The following is a 16,230-nucleotide window of genomic DNA, read 5'->3' on the forward strand; positions in this document are numbered from 1 at the left end:
TGTGGCTGGCGGCAGGGGGAATTTTCCCTCTCAGCCGTCAGAGCGCCGGCCTTTGCCCTGGTGTGTGGGGCGCGGTCGGCTCGGGCGTTTTCGGGTGGCGCGTTTGGGTTTCTTGTCGGGGTCATCCTTGTCGAGGCCCAGCTGGTCGCGCAGGATGCGGCGGCGCACCTCTTCGACCGCGCCGAGCTTCAGCTCGCCCAGCTGGAAGGGGCCATAGCTGATCCGGATCAGCCGGTTCACGGTGAGGCCGATGTCGCCTAGCGCGCGGCGGATCTCGCGGTTCTTGCCTTCGCGCAGCCCGATGGTGAGCCAGGCGTTCGCCCCTTGCTGGCGGTCGAGCGTGACGGTCATCGGTTGGAACTGCTCCCCCTCGACGGTCAGGCCCTTGCGCAGAGGCTCGAGCATAGTGTCGGTGGGCCGCCCGTTCACCCGGGCGCGGTAGCGGCGCAGCCAGCCGGTTGATGGCAGCTCCAGCTTGCGTTTGACGCCGCCGTCGTTGGTGAGCAGCAGCAGGCCTTCGGAGTTGAGGTCGAGCCGCCCGATGCTCATGACACGCGGCATGTCCTCGGGCAGGGCGGAGTAGATCGTCTCGCGCCCCTTTTCATCGCTGTCGGTGCTCACAAGGCCCGTGGGCTTGTGAAAGAGCCACAGGCGCGGCGGTTCGGGGGCTTTGATCGGGGCGCCATCCACGGTGATTGTATCGCTGTCGGTCACATTCAGCGCCGGGCTGTCGATGGTGGCGCCGTTCACGGCAATGCGGCCCGCTGCGATCATGCGTTCGGCCTCGCGGCGGCTGGCGACACCGGCGCGGCTGAGGATCTTGGCGATGCGGTCGCCCTTTGGCGGCTCTGGCTTTGACATGAGGGGTGCCATAGCGGCTTTGCGGGGCTTGCGAAAGGGGGTGCTTTGCGGGCAACTGGGCGCATGGAATTCAACACCCATATGCAGGCCGCACTCAGCGAGGCGCGCGCGGCGGCCAAGCGCGGCGAGGTGCCCGTGGGGGCCGTGGTCGTCGACCCCTCAGGCGCGGTGGTCGCGGCAGAGGGCAACCGCACGCGGGAGCTGAACGATCCGACGGCGCATGCAGAGATGCTCGCGATCCGGGCGGCCTGTGCGGCAGCGGGCTCGGAGCGGCTGGTGGACCATGCGCTCTACGTCACGCTGGAGCCCTGTGCCATGTGTGCCGCGGCCATCGCGGCGGCGCGGGTGGCGCGCTTGTACTATGGCGCGAGCGATCCCAAATCGGGGGGGGTGGCGCAGGGCGCGCGGGTCTTCGCGCACCCGCAGTGCCACCATGTGCCCGAAGTATTTGACGGCATTGCCGCTGCAGAATCAGAGGCTTATCTGCGCGCCTTCTTCACCGCGCGCCGGTAGGGCGGGCTTTCAGGCCGCCCTTGGCTCAACCCCGGAGTGACGGATGGACTGGACGCGACAGATCGACAGCTACTGTGAGCGGCTCGACGCCTCTTATTGGGCCGAGCCGGTAAATGCGGTCACCAACCTCGCCTTCATCATCGCCGCCCTGATCATGTGGCGGCGGTCAGGTGGCGACCGGCTGGCGCAGCTGCTCTGCGTCGTGCTCTTCGCCATCGGGGTGGGCAGCTACCTCTTTCATACTCACGCGCAGACCTGGGCGGCGATCGCCGACGTCACGCCAATCCTGCTCTACATCCTCATCTATATCTATGCGATGAACCGGGTGGGCTGGGGGCTGCGGGTGCTGCCCGCGCTTGGGCTCACCGCGCTCTTCTTCCCCTATGCCTGGCTCACCGTGCCGCTGTTCCAGATGGTGCCGGGGATTGGCTCCTCGGCGGGCTATGCACCGGTCGCGCTGCTGATCCTGATCTACGCGGTGCTGCTGCGCCCCCGCGCGCCTGGGCTTGCGCGCGGGCTGGCCATCGGTGCGGGTATTCTGATTGCCTCCATCACCTTCCGCTCGCTCGATCTGCCGCTCTGCGGTCAGATCCCGCTGGGCACCCATTTTATGTGGCATCTGCTCAACGGGCTGATGCTGGGCTGGATGATCGAGGTTTACCTGCGCGCGGCTCTTGGCAAGGCGCGCGTGGGCGGATAAACGCCCCCGGGTAGGCAGACGAGGAATTGCGATGTCCATTGACGAGAGCACAGCCGCGCGCGTGGCCAAACTGGCCCGGATCAAGGTGGACCCCGAGGCGCTTCCGGCGCTGGCGGGCGAATTCAACACCATCCTGGGCTTCATTGAGCAGCTCAACGAAGTGGACATCGAGGGCGTGGAGCCGATGACCTCCGTCACACCGCAGGTTCTGAAACGCCGGGTCGATGCCGTCACCGATGGCGACCAGCAGGCCAAGGTTCTGTCAAACGCGCCCGATGCGCGCGAAGGTTTCTTTGCCGTGCCGAAGGTGGTTGAGTGATGACCAAGCTGAACGAACTGACCTTGAGTGCGGCCCGCGATGCCCTGCGCGCAGGCGAGACCACCTCAAAGGAGCTTACCGAGGCCTGCCTGGGTGCCATCGAGGGTGCGGGCGCGCTGAATGCCTTTGTGCATCACACGCCGGAGCTTGCGCTGGCGCGCGCTGAGGCCGCAGACGCGCGGCTGGCCAAGGGCGATGCCCCCGCCATGTGCGGTCTGCCCATCGGCATCAAAGACCTCTTTTGCACCAAGGGTGTGCCATCCCAGGCCGGGTCGCGCATCCTGCAAGGCTTCCTGCCGGAATACGAATCCACCGTGAGCCAGAACCTCGCCGATGCGGGCGCGGTCATGCTCGGCAAGCTCAACATGGACGAATTCGCCATGGGGTCTTCGAATGAGACTTCCACCTACGGCAATGCCGTGAACCCCTGGCGGCGCGGCAATGACGACGCGCAGCTCACGCCCGGCGGCTCTTCCGGTGGCTCGGCGGCGGCTGTGGCGGCGGACCTCTGCCTTGCGGCGACGGGCACGGACACCGGCGGTTCGATCCGTCAACCCGCGGCCTTTACCGGCACCGTGGGCATCAAACCGACGTACGGGCGCTGCTCACGCTGGGGCATCGTCGCCTTCGCCTCCTCGCTCGACCAGGCGGGCCCGATGACGAAATCGGTCCGCGATTCGGCGATCATGCTGGAAGCCATGTGCGGCCACGACCCGAAGGACAGCACCTCTGCTGATCTGGCCGTTCCGAACTTTGAAGCGGCGCTGAGCGGTGACATCAAGGGCAAGAAAATCGGCATTCCCAAGGAGTACCGCATGGACGGGATGCCCGAAGAGATCGAGACGCTCTGGCAGGACGGCATCGCCATGATGAAGGACGCGGGCGCCGAGATCGTCGACATCTCGCTGCCGCACACCAAATACGCGTTGCCTGCCTATTACGTGATCGCACCGGCCGAGGCGTCGTCGAACCTCGCGCGCTATGACGGTGTGCGCTATGGCCATCGCGCCAAGCTGGATCAGGGCGACGGCATCACCGAGATGTACGAAAAGACCCGCGCCGAAGGTTTTGGCGATGAGGTCAAACGCCGGGTCATGATCGGCACCTATGTGCTGTCGGCAGGCTTCTATGACGCCTATTACAACCGCGCGCGCCGCGTTCGTACGCTGATCAAACGCGACTTCGAGCAGGTTTTTGCCCAAGGCATCGACGCGATCCTGACGCCTGCCACCCCTTCGGCGGCTTTTGGCCTGGGCGAGATGACCGATGCGGACCCGGTGGCCATGTATCTCAACGATGTCTTCACCGTGACGGTGAATCTGGCCGGACTGCCTGGAATCGCGGTGCCTGCGGGGCTGGACAAGCAAGGCTTGCCGCTGGGGTTGCAGCTCATTGGCCAGCCCTGGGCCGAGGCTGACCTGCTCTGCGCTGCACATGTTCTTGAGCAGGCAGCGGGCTTTGTGGCCAAGCCTGCGAAATGGTGGTAATCTCATCCGCCAGATGAGCAGAACAGGCAGAGATTTCATGACACCACGTGTCACTTTTGTGGCCCTGGCCCTTGCGGCCCTGAGCGCCTGTACGCCTCAGGTGCCGGACAGCGGGCAGGGCGTGGGCTTTGACAATTCCTTCGAGGCGCAACGCCAGCGCGATGCGGCGCTCACCGACAGCGATATCCGCGTGCCGGACACCGTGCGCCCGCCAGAACCGGGCTCGGCGGAGGAGACGGCAGCGGCCACCACTCGCATTCTGGCCGAAACCCGCCCCGGCGCGCCGGACAGTGCGGAACTGAATTCTGGCGTCGAGCCCCTGCAGGCCAGCCCGTCCAACCCGGCGCCGGTGGCGATCAACAACCCGGGCATCTCGGATGAGAACGACTTTGACGCGGTCTCTGAGCGGCAGAGCATCGAAAGCGATGCCGCCCGGATCGAGCGCAACCGAGCACAGTATGAGGTGGTTCAGCCCGAGGCCTTGCCGCAAAGACCGGGCAGTGAACAGCCGAATATCGTGGCCTTTGCGCTGTCGACCAGCCATCCGAAGGGCCAGAGCGTCTATGCGCGCGCGGGCTTTGGCGGCGAGGGTCGGGCGGCGCGCAACTGTGCAGATTACGCTTCGCCCGATCTGGCGCAGATCGACTTTCTGGCGCGTGGTGGGCCCACGCGGGACCGGCGCGGACTTGACCCGGATGGCGACGGCTATGCCTGTGACTGGGATCCGACGCCGTTTCGTGCGGCCTCCGAAGGCTGAAGGTGCGCGACCACCCGTCGCCCAACTTCGGGCCGCGCCGCGATGGGCTGACGCCCTCGATCATCGTGCTGCATTACACGGCCATGGCGTCTGCCGAAGCTGCGATCGACCGGCTCTGCGATCCGAAGACCGACGTCTCTGCGCATTACGTGATCTGCCGGCGCGGTGAGGTGATCCGGCTCGTGGCCGAGGACAAGCGTGCCTGGCATGCGGGCGCCGGTGAATGGCGCGGTCAAACGGATATCAACTCCCGCTCCATTGGGATCGAGCTTGACAATGCAGCGGATCATCCGTTCCCCGAGCCGCAGATGGCCGCGCTAGAACATCTTCTGTCTGACCTCATGGCCCGGTGGGCCATTCTGCCTGAAGATGTTATTGGACACTCGGACATGGCCCCGGGTCGCAAGAGCGACCCGGGGCCGCGGTTCGACTGGGCCCGCCTGGCGCGGCAAGGTCTTGCCGCGCCAGGCGGGCCCAGTCGCCCGGGTCCAGACGTGAGCGCTCTTAGGTTCAGGGAATGTGCGCGCGCTGCGGGGTTCACCGCTGACATGGACGATGCGACGCTGCTGGCGACGGTGCGGTTGAGGTTTCGTCCCTATGCGAAGGGGCCCCTCGCGGTCGAAGACATCGCCGCGCTCCCCTTGGACTAGCCCAGCCCTTCATTCTTCCAAAATACTCCCGCCGGAGGCGTCTCTGCGCGCCACCCATTGACGTGGCCCGCATTTGCGCGCATCACGCCCCTTGCGCGGAAGGCCGGATGGCCGCGGCACCGGGTGACCGGGGTCGAGGAAAGTCCGGACTCCAAAAAGCAACGGTGCCGGGTAACGCCCGGGCGGGGCAACCCGACGGACAGCGCCACAGAAATCAGACCGCTGGGCATCTGCGCAGCAAGGGTGAAACGGTGGGGTAAGAGCCCACCGCGCCGCTGGCAACAGCGGTGGCACGGCAAGCCCCACCGGGAGCAATGCCAAATAGGGATCGCGCGTCGCAAGACAGGGCCGCTTTTGCCCCAGCAGATCCGGGTTGGCAGCTAGAGCCTCTGCGGCAACGCATGAGGCAAGAGGAATGGTCATCGAACCGGGGCGTGCCCTGGGGAACAGAATCCGGCTTACAGGCCTTCCGCGCAGAGTGCACTGAAAGGGCGAGACATGGACCTCAATGGCAAGAAGGTGATCGTGACCGGCGGCAGCGATGGCATTGGGGGGGCACATCTGCCTCAAGCTGGCGGCGGCGGGTTGCACCCTTGCGGTCCTCGGGCGCAACGCGGAGCGTCTGGCACAGGTCAGGGACGAGGTGCGGGCAGCGGGCGCGGCGGCCGCGTGGACCTACAGCTGCGACATGCAGAACAGTGGCGAGATCGCTGCAACCGCGCACCAGATCCTCGTGGACCTTAGCGCGGTTGATGTGCTGATCAACAATGCCGGCGTCTGGCACAAGACCGGGCCGCTGGACGAGATCTCTGACGAGATGGTCGCAGCCATCCTGCAAACCAACCTCACCGGCACGATCCAGCTGACCCGTGCGCTTCTGCCTGCGCTGCGGTCCCGTGATGAGGCGGCGATAGTGAACGTGATCTCCAAATCCGGCGTGGTCGCGCAGGCCGGGCAGTCGGTCTATACGGCCAGCAAGTATGGCATGCGCGGATTCACCGAGGTGCTGAAGGCCGATGAGGCCGACAGTGGCCTGCGCGTCGCGGGTCTCTACCAGTCCGGCACCAATACCGGGATGTTTGCAAAGGCAGGAGAGGACGTGCCGAACCACATCTTCACCGAGCCCGAGGATCTGGCGGATGTGGTCGTCTTCATGCTCTCGCGCCCGCCAAAACTCTGGATGCACGAGGTGCGCATTGAACTTTGACAGAAGCGGGCGCGCCCAGGGCTGATGTGGCCCGAAATCCGGGCTTTTGCAGTTGACTCGGGCCCGCATCCGGGTAAAAGCCGGGCTTCAGGATTTTTCGCAGCCTGTCCACCGCGTCGGGCCGCAGCAGGAGACACACCATGGCCAAGCCAACCACGATCAAAATTCGTCTGAACTCCTCGGCGGGGACAGGCCATTTTTACGTGACCAAGAAGAATGCGCGCACCATGACAGAGAAGATGGTTGTGCGGAAATACGACCCGGTCGCGCGCAAGCACGTCGAGTACAAGGAAGGCAAGATCAAGTAAGATCGCCTTGACCAACGCTTTGATGAGACGGCCGTGCCCCCGAGCACGGCCTTTTTTCATGCAGCATGAGCTCTGCGGATCGGGTGAGCTTGGTGGGGGTTCACCAGGTCGCACCGCCCAAAAGGGGCTCAGGTGAGGGCCCGGTGCCGCACCTGAGGGCTGTTCACGCAATTGTAAGGTCCAAAACCGCCGATCCTTGCCCGTCTGCGTTGGGCGAGGTCTGGATTTGCGCTATCCTAGGTGGATGTAACGGCACATCTGTGACGCGGTAGAGCCGCTTCGAAAGGAGAGCCTGAATGACCAAGACCTTACTCAAACGCCGGTTCATGATGTCCGCGACGGGCGCTGCGTTGATCACCGGTGCCACGGGGCTGACCGTGCCTGCCAAGGCACAGGGCGTGGCACCCACGCCGTCGATGCGCGGCGGATCCAACAACTACCTGCCGGGCGCGCCCATCGTGGAGCGGATCGGTGCGGGCGGGTTCTGGATGAGCGGGACGGTTCGGCGCGCTGGCGATGGGGCTCCGCTGCCGGGTCAGCGGATCCAGATCTGGGCCCATACCACCGAAGGGCATGAACGCGACCCGCACAGCCATGGGGCCACGCTGACGGATGCGAACGGGGTGTTCCGGCTCGAGATGCCGCAGATCGTGCCGGCGTTCGGACAGCCGCATGGCCATCTGGCCTATGACAGCGAGGAGTTCGAGACGGTGTTCCTGCGCCCGGTGATGGCGAGCGCCGGCGAAACCAGCCTGGAGGCACATTTCGTGCTGCAGCCCGTCTGAGCGGCACGACTCCGGGGATGGGGCGCGTCCTGCGTGGCACGTTGATCTGGGGCGCGCTCCTTTTGTCCATGAGCGTGCCGCTGATCGCCGCGGGAATGAGCCCGCTGCTGGCCTGGCGCGACCCGGTCTATATTGTCGCAGGCTTTGCCGGGGTGATCGGTCTGGCGTTGCTGGTTCTGCAGCCGTTGCTGGCGGCGGGAGCCCTGCCCGGTGTGCCGGGTGCGCGCGGGCGGAGGGTGCACCGGTGGGTCGGAGCCAGCTTGATCGCGGCCATTCTCGTGCATGTGATTGGCCTGTGGCTGACCAGCCCGCCGGATGTCATCGACGCTTTGCTGTTTGTCTCGCCGACGCCATTTTCCGCCTGGGGTGTGATCGCCATGTGGTGTGCCTTCGGTGCAGCATTGCTGGCGGTGTTCCGGCGCAAGCTGCGGTTGCACCCCCGGCTTTGGCGCGGCTTTCACGTGTCGCTGGCCTGCGTCATCGTCGGAGCGACAGTGATACACGCCGTTCTGATCGACGGCACCATGGAGCCGATTACAAAGGCGGCCCTCTGCGCGCTGGCCGTTGTGGCAACCGCGCTTGCAGCTGTCCGGATCACGGCCCGGAGACGGTAGGGGGCCGGGATATGCGGCCATCGGTGTCTTCTCCCTCGGATCAGATCCAATGCGGGCGCTTGGTGCAGTGACCGTGCGCCGGTGAGACTGCCCGCCGCTGCTGGGGCAGTGGAACTGGACCGCCGCGACCGTGCCCCTTTTTGGTGACCCCGCCTGTGCCGTGGACCCGTTTGCCGGAGCGCTGGCGCCCGGTAGCCTCGGTTCTCTCATCTGTCTGAGGAGGCAGCGACAGCGGTCGTGTAGGCGTGGCAGATCGGGGCGCGGGAGGGCGCAGCGCTGCACAACAGGGTTCTTCGCATCCATCAGCCGCGGGCAGGTCTCAGCCCGACATCTTGCCTGAGATCGTCTGCTTGGGTGTCGACAATTCTCAATCACGGTGGGGGTTTAGCACGAGCCCCTTCGGCGTGGAGGCGCTGGAACCAACAGTATTTGGCGTCGATGTGACGAGCATGTTGAGACCCGCAGCAGGCTCTACGTGGCTCTTTGGGGTGGATTTTCGACCTGTAAAATATGGCAAATGACACTGCGTCCATGTTTCCAACTTTTTAAGGCTCTCGTGGCATTCCGGCCCGAATGCAGATTCGGGAAGGAAGAATCATGGCGGTTGAAACGCACCAGTCCGAGGCCACGCGCGGGTCATTCATTCATTCGATTTTCATCAAATGCCTCGCGCTCGTTGCTGTCTCTTGCATCGTCGTTGCCGGAATTTTGACCTACAAGAACCTCAAGACCAGCCAGGGGCTTGCCAGCCAAGCCATGTTGGATGTCGGCGAGCAGGTGGTTGAGCAGTTGAGCCAGCGTGCGGGGCCTGCGTTGAATTTCAAGGACTATGATCGATTGAACGCGATCATGACCGACACTGTGGACGCCAAGGAAGGAAGCGCAGCTGGGGCGATTGTGCTGTCCCAGACCGGCGATATGGTGGCCAGCTCAATGCTGGACGGTTTGTCACCGGATCTGATGGTCGCGCTGGCGCGGGAGGTTCTCGAAGATGGCGAGCCGCGCATAAACCCTGAGAGGCTGATCATCGCCCGTCCGGTCTTCGGTGGCGCTGATCAGAACTTGGTGGGCGTTGTCGCGCTCGACTGGCAGTCAGCTGTGCTGTTTGCTGAGGCGCAGAGACAAATGACGCTATCGCTGCTTTTAGCAATGGCTGTCGTCGTGGGAATGTTGGTTGTTGCAAGCCCGGTGGTGAAGCGGGTTGTGGCCAAACCGTTGCTGGCTGTTGCTGAAGCGACCAAAAAGATGTCCTCGGGCGATCTGGAGTGTGATGTGCCTCAGTTCAAGGCAGGGAATGAGATCGGCCCTGTTTCCAGGGCGCTCACTGCCTTTCAGGCAGAGCTGAAGGCGACAGAAGCTGCGCGCCAGGACTCGACCATGAAGAGCACGGCGCTCGACGCCGGCTCTGCCGCGATCATGATCGCCGATGCCGACTTCAAGATCACCTATGCCTCGACGGCGGTGCTCGAACTGCTCAAGGACAAACGCGCGGTCATTTCGGCGCGCATTCCCGGTTTCGATGCTGAAAACATCGTGGGCCAGAGTATCGATATTTTCCACAAAAAGCCGGACATGCAGCGCAAGATGCTCGGAGCTCTGGGGCCGGATGGACATCACGCCAACCTCGAGATGGACGACGTGACCTTGGAGCTGAAGATCTCGCGGATTGACGGAGAGTCAGGCGATCGCATCGGCTATGTGGTCGAATGGGCGGATGTGTCCGAGCAGCGGCTGAACGCGGCGGTGCTTGAGTCGCTGAACGACAATCAGGCCCGTGCGGAGTTCGGGCCGGATGGTCAACTGGTGGATGCGAACGCGGCCTTCATGGCCCTTGTGGGTGTGCAATCGGTGTCGGACACGTGCCGGTTCGCCGAGACCGTATTCGTGGATCAGGACCCGGCCGACCCGAGCCAGGCGATGTTCGGCGAGCTGACGATCCGCGGCACGGACGGCAGTGTCTCGCATCTTCTCGGTGGTTTGAGCCCGGTCACCTATAACAACGGCGATCTGAAGCGCACTGTGCTGATCGCTGCGGATGTGACGACCGAGCATAAGCAGAAGCGCACGGCATCGGAAGAACGCGCGCGCCTGCAGGCGGCACAGGATCAGATGATCGCCGCGCTGAGCAATGCTCTGGCGGTCCTGGCGGAGGGCGATCTGACAGTTCGCATCAATGAAGAGTTCAGCGGATCAAACGATCAGATCCGTCAGGATTTCAACACTGCACTGGAACGTCTGGATGATGCCATCGATTCGGTGGTGGCGGGAGCCAATGAGATCCATTCCGAGGTGACCGGAGTCGCAGGAGCGGCGACATCGCTGAGCAAGCGCACGGAAAGCCAGGCTGCGACATTGGAAGAAACAGCCGCAGCGGTGACCGAAATCAGCGCGTCGGTGACCAACTCGGCCGATGGAGCGCGAAGCGCAAACCAGGTGGTCAAGACTGCCGAAGACAATGCGAAATCTTCCGGCAAGGTCGTGCATGAGGCGGTGACGGCGATGGGAGACATTGCCAAGAGTTCCGCGGAGATCTCGTCGATCATCAAGGTCATCGATGATATTGCCTTCCAGACCAATCTTCTGGCCCTGAACGCGGGCGTTGAAGCCGCCCGTGCCGGGGACGCAGGCCGCGGCTTTGCGGTGGTTGCGTCGGAGGTCCGCGCGCTGGCGCAGCGATCCTCGGAGGCTGCCAACGAGATCGGATCGCTCATTTCGGCCTCGTCCGAGAATGTGGATTTGGGCGTGAAGCTGGTTGGAAGCGCCGGTGAGGCGCTGCAAGAGATCATCACGTCGATCTCGGACATCTCCTCCTATGTGTCGCAGATTGCCAGCGCTTCCGAGGAGCAGTCGTCAAGCGTCGCGGAGATCAGCGCGGCCATGAACCAACTGGATCAGGTGACGCAGGAGAACGCCGCCATGTTCGAGGAAACCACAGCGGCGTCGCAGAACCTGTCGCGGGTGGCGAATGACCTGACGGCGCGTGTGCAGCGGTTCTCGACCCGTTCGCAGTCCCGGCAGGACGATCAGGATGTCATGGATGGGTCGGAGCAAGATGATGAAATGGCGCGCTGGGCCTAAGCGGCGGTCCGGGCGCCTTGCTCTCTGACGCCATTGCAGCACGGTTGAGACTGCGCTTTCGGTAGCGCCATTGAGATGGGCTCTCGTGGCGTGGTGTCCAGGCGTCAGCAGCACCGGGGTGCGATGGCTCCGACAGCGTTGGCAGGCGCGGGCTGGTCATGCCACCATGGCCTCTTCTGGGTCGCAATCATCTCTCGAGATGTGCAGGCCAAGTTGGTGCTCGCCGCTGCGGCGCAGCCCTGCATGGGAGTGCCGAACGCGTTTGGATCAGGGCCCCTTGGCAGCGGCCGGCTTTTCCGCCTCGAATTCGATGGCTGCCTGGGTGTCACCGGCGATGGCCCGCTCGAAGGCGGAGAGCCGTTTGTAGATTGACATCAGCTCAACGATTGTTGTCCAGGACATGACCAGAAACTGGAATGAGCCCTCAACCCGCTGGAACGCGCGCAGAATCTGCTGCATCACACCGAGCGTTACACCAGCGTTGATGATCGTCGGACCCAGCGCGATGTAGGGCAGGATCGCCCCGGCCTGAAGATAGGAATATCGCACGACATTGAAGTAGAGGTAATTCAGGTAGAGGCGGAAATAGTTTTTCCGCACGTTGGAGAACAGTTCTGCAAGGGTAGGGGGTTGCGCCCGTTCGGCGTTGTCTTCGCCCAGAACCAACTCCTTGCGGAACGCCGCCTCGACACGCTGGTTGCGAAATTCCAGCCCCGGCAGGCGCCAGCCGGCGAGGCCCAGCAGCGCCGTGCCGACGACCGACCACAGGATGGCGACGAACACCAGCGCCTGCGGAACCTCGCCGACGACGGGAAGCTCCGTGACGAAGGAGGACAGCCCCCAGAGGATCGGGAGGAAGGCCAGCAAGGTCATGACCGCATCGATGAAGCGCGATCCGAGGGACTCCATGATCCGCGCAAACAGCATGGTGTCTTCTTGGATTCGCTGCGACGCCCCTTCGATATGACGGATTTTGGGCCAGAGCGAGACGTAGTGGTCGTTCATCGCCGTGCGCCACCGAAAGACGTAGTGGGAGGTGAAGAATGCCACGATCACTGCCGTGATGATGAACACCATGGCGATCTTCAGGAACGTGGCGAGCTGTGCGTAGTAATCTCCGGCGCTGACTGAATTGGGCTCCGCCAGGGCCTGCTGCACGATGTCGTAGAAGGTGCCGAACCACTCGTTGATCATGACGTCGAGCTGCACTTGAAACCAGGTGGCAAAGACGATCAGCGCCGATCCGGCCACCGACCATTTCGCCCAAGGGTGATCGGTCTGGCGCAGCCAGAACAGGACAAAAGCGCCGTAGCAGAGCGCCGTGTATTCGTAGAGCCAGACCCGGCTCGGCTCCCACCCGAAGAGGCCCGAGAGGCCAAGGCGGTCTTCCCAGTCGCTGAACTCGATCTGCCACAGCGAGACGCAGATGATGGACCAGATCACCGCCGTGAGCAGGAAGCGTTTGGGGTTTGGAAAAAACGAGTGGAACATGATCGGGTGCTCTAGTTGGAGGTCACTGCGCGGGCGCGTTTGGCCATTGCGACCAGCCGCGGCCGCAATTCTTCTGCGGTCGCAAGCGGTGGATCGAACCAGACGCGTGCAGCCCGGTCGGATGACGTGAGGTCCAAGCCTTCAAGATCGACGCAGGCAAGGGTCCACGGGCCTTCGGTGTGGTCGGCGCCCTGCTGTGCGTAGAGCGCGATGGCGTCGCGATGGTCTTCATTCATATGCGCAACCACGCCGGCTTCCATCTCTTCCAAGTCTGGGTCTGTTGGGGCGAGTAAATCCTCGCCGGTCAGCTGATAGGCTTTGCCGAAGCCGCCGTTGAACGAGGCCCCCTCGATCTCGAGGCGCCAGAAGGCGAAATCGGCAAGGTCCACGTAGAGTTCGGCCTTCGGGTGGCGTGCGAGGAAGCGCGCCCGGAGCCGCGTCCGACTGTTATCCGAGACCTGCCTGGCGTGCCCGAATACTGTGATCCGCGGGTGTGCGAGGGGGTCGCCCCGTCCCGGGTCGCCGAGAAGAACAGAGGCGCGAGGGTCGCTCTCCAGCGCACCGAAGTGGCCCGAGAGTTGCGAAATGAGGAAAAGCGGGCACCCGCGACTGTCGCTCGCGACCGAGATGCGGCTTGCCATGGGAATGCCCGAGGCCGGGTCAATCGTTGCCAGAGCGGCGTGCCGGGCGGTCCGCAGGAATGTCTTGGCGCTGCGCCTGACGTCCGCATCGACCGGTTGAAGCACGTCTTTCTTGGTCACGCGGCCTCCGGCCTCAGGGATTCATCAAGAAGACTGTCGCAGGTCTGCCCCGCTCCGTAAACCCACCCGTGCCGACACGGCGGCAGGATGCTGTCGGGTGCCCTTCAATTGCGCAGGCAGAGCCCTTTCCGGCCAGCGTCGCTTTCGGACGGAGGTCTCCCCGGTAGACCGGGGCCGGGTCGGTAGTGCGGAAAGAAAAACCCCGCCCGATGTTGCATCGGGCGGGGCAAAAACTTGGTGCAGATGAGTATGCTGTTACTCTCGATTGCCAAAGAGCTGCAGCAGCATCATGAACATATTGATGAAGTTCAGGTAGAGGCTCAGCGCGCCCATGATACCTGACTTCTGCAACCACTCCTGGTCGCCGTGATGTGCGTGCGCCAAGTAGGTGTTCTTGATGTTCTGCGTGTCATATGCGGTCAGACCGGCGAAAATCAGAACGCCGAGCACGGAGATCGCGAACATGATGGCGGGGCTGCCCAGAAAGAGGTTCACGATGGAGGCCACCACGAGACCAATGACCCCCATGATCAGGAAGCTGCCCCATCCGGAGATGTCTTTCTTGGTGGTGTAGCCCCAGAGCGACAGGCCCGCGAATGCGATCGACGTAATCAGGAAGACCTGCGCAATCGACATGCCGGTGAAGGCCACGAAGATCCAGGCGATGGACAGACCCATGACCGCCGCGAAGGCGTAGAAGAACAACTGCGCTGCGGCTGCGGAGAACTTGTTGATCATCGCGCTGAACCCGAAGACCATCGCCAGGGGCGCGAACATGATGACCCAGCCCAGAATGTTGGGTTGCAGCGTCACCGGATCGCGGAAAATCGCCATCAGGCCGGGCGCCGTGCCGACCGCCCAGGCGACTGCGAAAGTGATCAGCATGCCTACGGACATGGTGCCGTAGACTTTGTTCATATGGGCGCGCAGCCCCTCATCAATCTGGGCGGCGCGGGATCCGGCTGTTGACCGGATTGTATTCACGTCAGCCATTAAGACCTCCACTTGAAACTCATCTGCGCGCAGACCTTCCGCGCGCTCTGCGCCAAATATCGGTGGCGTTTGGCTCTATTTCAAGGCTTTTCGGTCGGGAATGTGCCGGTTTGGTAAGATTTGGATACCAAAATGTTAATCTGTGCCCAGAGAGGCCGCTGGAGCGGGGATTTCAGCTGTTTCTCCAGGTGTCCGGCACGTCCCAGAAGCCCCGCCGCGCCTCGATCTGCGCGCGCTCTGAGGTCACTCCGATATCCTCGAGCCCACGGGCATCGAGTTTTGCCAGCGCCCGGCGCGAGCGCCAGAGGGCCAGATAGGTCCGAAGGCCGACGCGGCGGCGGGAGGGCATGGAAGCGCGGGATGAAACACTGTCGATCAAGGCCATTTGTCAGTTCCTTTCGTGATGTATACCCTGCCTTGCATCAGGGTGCTTGATATATATGGCAAACCATGCTTCATTTGAGAAACGAATGTTTGTGAAGCTTTTCATCAGAGGTTGTGATATGAGAAATCTGGACATCACCACGTTGCGATCTTTCGTTGCGGTTGCCGATGCGGGCGGGGTCACGCGAGCCGCGGGCTTTCTGCATCTGACCCAGTCTGCGGTGTCCATGCAGCTCAAGCGGCTGGAAGAACTGCTGGATGTCGAGCTGCTGGACCGGTCGGGACGCACCATTGCGTTGACCGCATCCGGGGAACAGCTGTTGACCTATGCGCGGCGCATGGTGGCTCTAAACGATGAGGTAATCGGGCGGCTGACGGATCAGGCCTATGAGGGCGAGATCATCCTCGGGGTGCCGCATGACATTGTCTATCCGGTCATCCCGCAGGTACTGAAGCAATTTCATGTGGCGTTTCCGCGCGTGCGGGTGCGGCTGGTGTCGTCCTATACGCGGGCGCTGAAGGAGATGTTCGAGAAGGGCGAATGCGATCTGATCCTGACGACCGAGAAGATGGTCGGCAGCGGTGGCGAGGTTCTCGACGACAAGCCGCTGCGGTGGATCGGGGCGCCCGGGGGTGCGGCCTGGCGACAGACGCCGCTGAAACTGGCCTTCGGACGGCTCTGTACCTTTCGCCCGCATGTGGTGGAGGCGCTCGATCTGGCCGGTATTCCCTGGGAAGTGATGGTGGAAACCGAAAGCGACCGCACCATCGAAGCGACGGTAAGCGCAGATCTGGCAGTGCACACGATGATCGAAGGAACGGAGCCACCGCATCTGGAACGGGTGGAGCACGGCGGCGCGCTGCCGGACCTGCCGAGCCAGCTGATCAACCTTTACGGTGCGCAATCGAGCAAGAACGTCATGCACGACAGCCTGGCCGATTTCCTGCGGCGGGCCTTCTCCAAGGTTGACAGCGCGCGGTTGAAGATCGCCTGACCCGCGACCGGTCGCCGGTGAGCGGACAGATTCGAGCCGCTCACGCGGAGTTTGCGACCGGCAAGGCGGAAATCTTTGCGCTTGGTCCGGCGGGATTTTGCCAATATCTGCCGAAAGAGACGATTTCCGCCGATGCGTGAGCGCGGGTGACAACCGGCCGATCGCGCGGCTGTCAGAATTCTAGCCAGCGTGGAAAACTACGCCTTAATCGGCCCTAAAATCAACTTTAAATTGAATTAATCCAGATAAATTTGACCAAATGCACAAAATTTTAATCGAATATTGGGATGCTCGGTTTCGTCTCAAAAACGTCTGATTTCATGGGAA

17 protein-coding genes and 1 other RNA gene are annotated in these 16,230 nt (G+C 63.1%); 13 read left to right on the forward strand and 5 right to left on the reverse strand.

Annotated elements, in window-relative coordinates; genetic code table 11:
- Positions 1 to 30 precede the first annotated feature (30 nt).
- On the reverse strand, positions 31 to 861 hold the full coding sequence (locus tag Q1A71_RS17495; protein ID WP_366140293.1) for a pseudouridine synthase: 831 nt from the start codon (positions 859 to 861) through the stop codon (positions 31 to 33).
- A gap of 63 nt (positions 862 to 924) precedes the next feature.
- Here Q1A71_RS17495 and Q1A71_RS17500 point away from each other — a divergent pair, with 63 nt between their 5' ends.
- From Q1A71_RS17500 to Q1A71_RS17555, 12 genes are all read left to right on the forward strand, one after another.
- Positions 925 to 1,374 (forward strand): nucleoside deaminase, encoded by a 450-nt coding sequence (locus Q1A71_RS17500; protein ID WP_299679318.1) that lies wholly within the window; start codon positions 925 to 927, stop codon positions 1,372 to 1,374.
- Positions 1,375 to 1,417: 43 nt separating this feature from the next.
- On the forward strand, positions 1,418 to 2,074 hold the full coding sequence (locus tag Q1A71_RS17505; protein WP_299679320.1) for a ceramidase domain-containing protein: 657 nt from the start codon (positions 1,418 to 1,420) through the stop codon (positions 2,072 to 2,074).
- Between the two features lie 31 nt (positions 2,075 to 2,105).
- Positions 2,106 to 2,393 (forward strand): Asp-tRNA(Asn)/Glu-tRNA(Gln) amidotransferase subunit GatC, encoded by a 288-nt coding sequence (gatC, locus tag Q1A71_RS17510; protein WP_299679323.1) that lies wholly within the window; start codon positions 2,106 to 2,108, stop codon positions 2,391 to 2,393.
- Positions 2,393 to 3,880, forward strand: coding sequence for an Asp-tRNA(Asn)/Glu-tRNA(Gln) amidotransferase subunit GatA (gene gatA / locus Q1A71_RS17515; RefSeq protein WP_299679326.1), 1,488 nt, complete (start codon positions 2,393 to 2,395; stop codon positions 3,878 to 3,880). Before gatC ends, gatA begins: the two co-directional genes overlap by 1 nt.
- A gap of 37 nt (positions 3,881 to 3,917) precedes the next feature.
- Positions 3,918 to 4,637, forward strand: a complete 720-nt coding sequence (locus Q1A71_RS17520) for a hypothetical protein (protein WP_299679329.1) — start codon at positions 3,918 to 3,920, stop codon at positions 4,635 to 4,637.
- 2 nt (positions 4,638 to 4,639) lie between these two features.
- Complete coding sequence (locus Q1A71_RS17525) at positions 4,640 to 5,287, forward strand: N-acetylmuramoyl-L-alanine amidase (RefSeq protein ID WP_299679332.1); 648 nt, start codon at positions 4,640 to 4,642, stop codon at positions 5,285 to 5,287.
- 95 nt (positions 5,288 to 5,382) lie between these two features.
- Positions 5,383 to 5,764: RNase P RNA component class A (gene rnpB, locus Q1A71_RS17530), an RNA gene on the forward strand.
- A 64-nt stretch (positions 5,765 to 5,828) separates the two neighbouring features.
- Positions 5,829 to 6,494 (forward strand): SDR family oxidoreductase, encoded by a 666-nt coding sequence (locus Q1A71_RS17535; protein WP_366140294.1) that lies wholly within the window; start codon positions 5,829 to 5,831, stop codon positions 6,492 to 6,494.
- Positions 6,495 to 6,634: 140 nt separating this feature from the next.
- Positions 6,635 to 6,802: a 50S ribosomal protein L33 gene (gene rpmG / locus Q1A71_RS17540; RefSeq protein ID WP_011454349.1), complete on the forward strand. Its 168-nt coding sequence runs from the start codon at positions 6,635 to 6,637 to the stop codon at positions 6,800 to 6,802.
- A gap of 296 nt (positions 6,803 to 7,098) precedes the next feature.
- Complete coding sequence (locus Q1A71_RS17545; RefSeq protein ID WP_299679335.1) at positions 7,099 to 7,587, forward strand: twin-arginine translocation pathway signal; 489 nt, start codon at positions 7,099 to 7,101, stop codon at positions 7,585 to 7,587.
- Between the two features lie 17 nt (positions 7,588 to 7,604).
- A complete protein-coding gene (locus Q1A71_RS17550; RefSeq protein ID WP_299679338.1) occupies positions 7,605 to 8,201 on the forward strand; it encodes a ferric reductase-like transmembrane domain-containing protein in 597 nt (198 codons plus the stop codon).
- A 597-nt stretch (positions 8,202 to 8,798) separates the two neighbouring features.
- Positions 8,799 to 11,279: a methyl-accepting chemotaxis protein gene (locus tag Q1A71_RS17555; protein WP_299679341.1), complete on the forward strand. Its 2,481-nt coding sequence runs from the start codon at positions 8,799 to 8,801 to the stop codon at positions 11,277 to 11,279.
- 267 nt (positions 11,280 to 11,546) lie between these two features.
- On the opposite strand, the gene sbmA is transcribed toward Q1A71_RS17555, so the two are convergent.
- From sbmA to Q1A71_RS17575, 4 genes are all read right to left on the reverse strand, one after another.
- Positions 11,547 to 12,770 (reverse strand): peptide antibiotic transporter SbmA, encoded by a 1,224-nt coding sequence (gene sbmA, locus Q1A71_RS17560; RefSeq protein WP_299679344.1) that lies wholly within the window; start codon positions 12,768 to 12,770, stop codon positions 11,547 to 11,549.
- A gap of 11 nt (positions 12,771 to 12,781) precedes the next feature.
- Positions 12,782 to 13,531 carry a DUF2470 domain-containing protein gene (locus Q1A71_RS17565; RefSeq protein ID WP_299679347.1) on the reverse strand — a complete coding sequence of 250 codons (750 nt, stop codon included), beginning with the start codon at positions 13,529 to 13,531 and terminating at the stop codon, positions 12,782 to 12,784.
- A 255-nt stretch (positions 13,532 to 13,786) separates the two neighbouring features.
- Positions 13,787 to 14,524 (reverse strand): Bax inhibitor-1/YccA family protein, encoded by a 738-nt coding sequence (locus tag Q1A71_RS17570; protein ID WP_299679350.1) that lies wholly within the window; start codon positions 14,522 to 14,524, stop codon positions 13,787 to 13,789.
- A 172-nt stretch (positions 14,525 to 14,696) separates the two neighbouring features.
- Entirely contained in the window at positions 14,697 to 14,909 is a 213-nt protein-coding gene (locus tag Q1A71_RS17575; protein ID WP_299679353.1) for a DUF1127 domain-containing protein, read from the reverse strand.
- A gap of 118 nt (positions 14,910 to 15,027) precedes the next feature.
- Here Q1A71_RS17575 and Q1A71_RS17580 point away from each other — a divergent pair, with 118 nt between their 5' ends.
- Positions 15,028 to 15,903, forward strand: a complete 876-nt coding sequence (locus tag Q1A71_RS17580) for a LysR family transcriptional regulator (RefSeq protein ID WP_299679356.1) — start codon at positions 15,028 to 15,030, stop codon at positions 15,901 to 15,903.
- Positions 15,904 to 16,230 lie beyond the last annotated feature (327 nt).

It is taken from the genome of uncultured Roseobacter sp. (genome assembly GCF_947493125.1).
In the GTDB taxonomy this organism is placed as follows: domain Bacteria; phylum Pseudomonadota; class Alphaproteobacteria; order Rhodobacterales; family Rhodobacteraceae; genus Roseobacter.

Excerpts from the sequence above, each read along its gene's own strand:
- Q1A71_RS17495 (WP_366140293.1), bottom strand. The coding sequence starts at position 861 with ATGTCAAAGCCAGAGCCGCCAAAGGGCGACCGCATCGCCAAGATCCTC.
- Q1A71_RS17500 (WP_299679318.1), top strand. The coding sequence starts at position 925 with ATGGAATTCAACACCCATATGCAGGCCGCACTCAGCGAGGCGCGCGCG.
- Q1A71_RS17505 (WP_299679320.1), top strand. The coding sequence starts at position 1,418 with ATGGACTGGACGCGACAGATCGACAGCTACTGTGAGCGGCTCGACGCC.
- gatC (WP_299679323.1), top strand. The coding sequence starts at position 2,106 with ATGTCCATTGACGAGAGCACAGCCGCGCGCGTGGCCAAACTGGCCCGG.
- gatA (WP_299679326.1), top strand. The coding sequence starts at position 2,393 with ATGACCAAGCTGAACGAACTGACCTTGAGTGCGGCCCGCGATGCCCTG.
- Q1A71_RS17520 (WP_299679329.1), top strand. The coding sequence starts at position 3,918 with ATGACACCACGTGTCACTTTTGTGGCCCTGGCCCTTGCGGCCCTGAGC.
- Q1A71_RS17535 (WP_366140294.1), top strand. The coding sequence starts at position 5,829 with ATGGCATTGGGGGGGCACATCTGCCTCAAGCTGGCGGCGGCGGGTTGC.
- rpmG (WP_011454349.1), top strand. The coding sequence starts at position 6,635 with ATGGCCAAGCCAACCACGATCAAAATTCGTCTGAACTCCTCGGCGGGG.
- Q1A71_RS17545 (WP_299679335.1), top strand. The coding sequence starts at position 7,099 with ATGACCAAGACCTTACTCAAACGCCGGTTCATGATGTCCGCGACGGGC.
- Q1A71_RS17550 (WP_299679338.1), top strand. The coding sequence starts at position 7,605 with ATGGGGCGCGTCCTGCGTGGCACGTTGATCTGGGGCGCGCTCCTTTTG.
- Q1A71_RS17555 (WP_299679341.1), top strand. The coding sequence starts at position 8,799 with ATGGCGGTTGAAACGCACCAGTCCGAGGCCACGCGCGGGTCATTCATT.
- sbmA (WP_299679344.1), bottom strand. The coding sequence starts at position 12,770 with ATGTTCCACTCGTTTTTTCCAAACCCCAAACGCTTCCTGCTCACGGCG.
- Q1A71_RS17570 (WP_299679350.1), bottom strand. The coding sequence starts at position 14,524 with ATGGCTGACGTGAATACAATCCGGTCAACAGCCGGATCCCGCGCCGCC.
- Q1A71_RS17575 (WP_299679353.1), bottom strand. The coding sequence starts at position 14,909 with ATGGCCTTGATCGACAGTGTTTCATCCCGCGCTTCCATGCCCTCCCGC.
- Q1A71_RS17580 (WP_299679356.1), top strand. The coding sequence starts at position 15,028 with ATGAGAAATCTGGACATCACCACGTTGCGATCTTTCGTTGCGGTTGCC.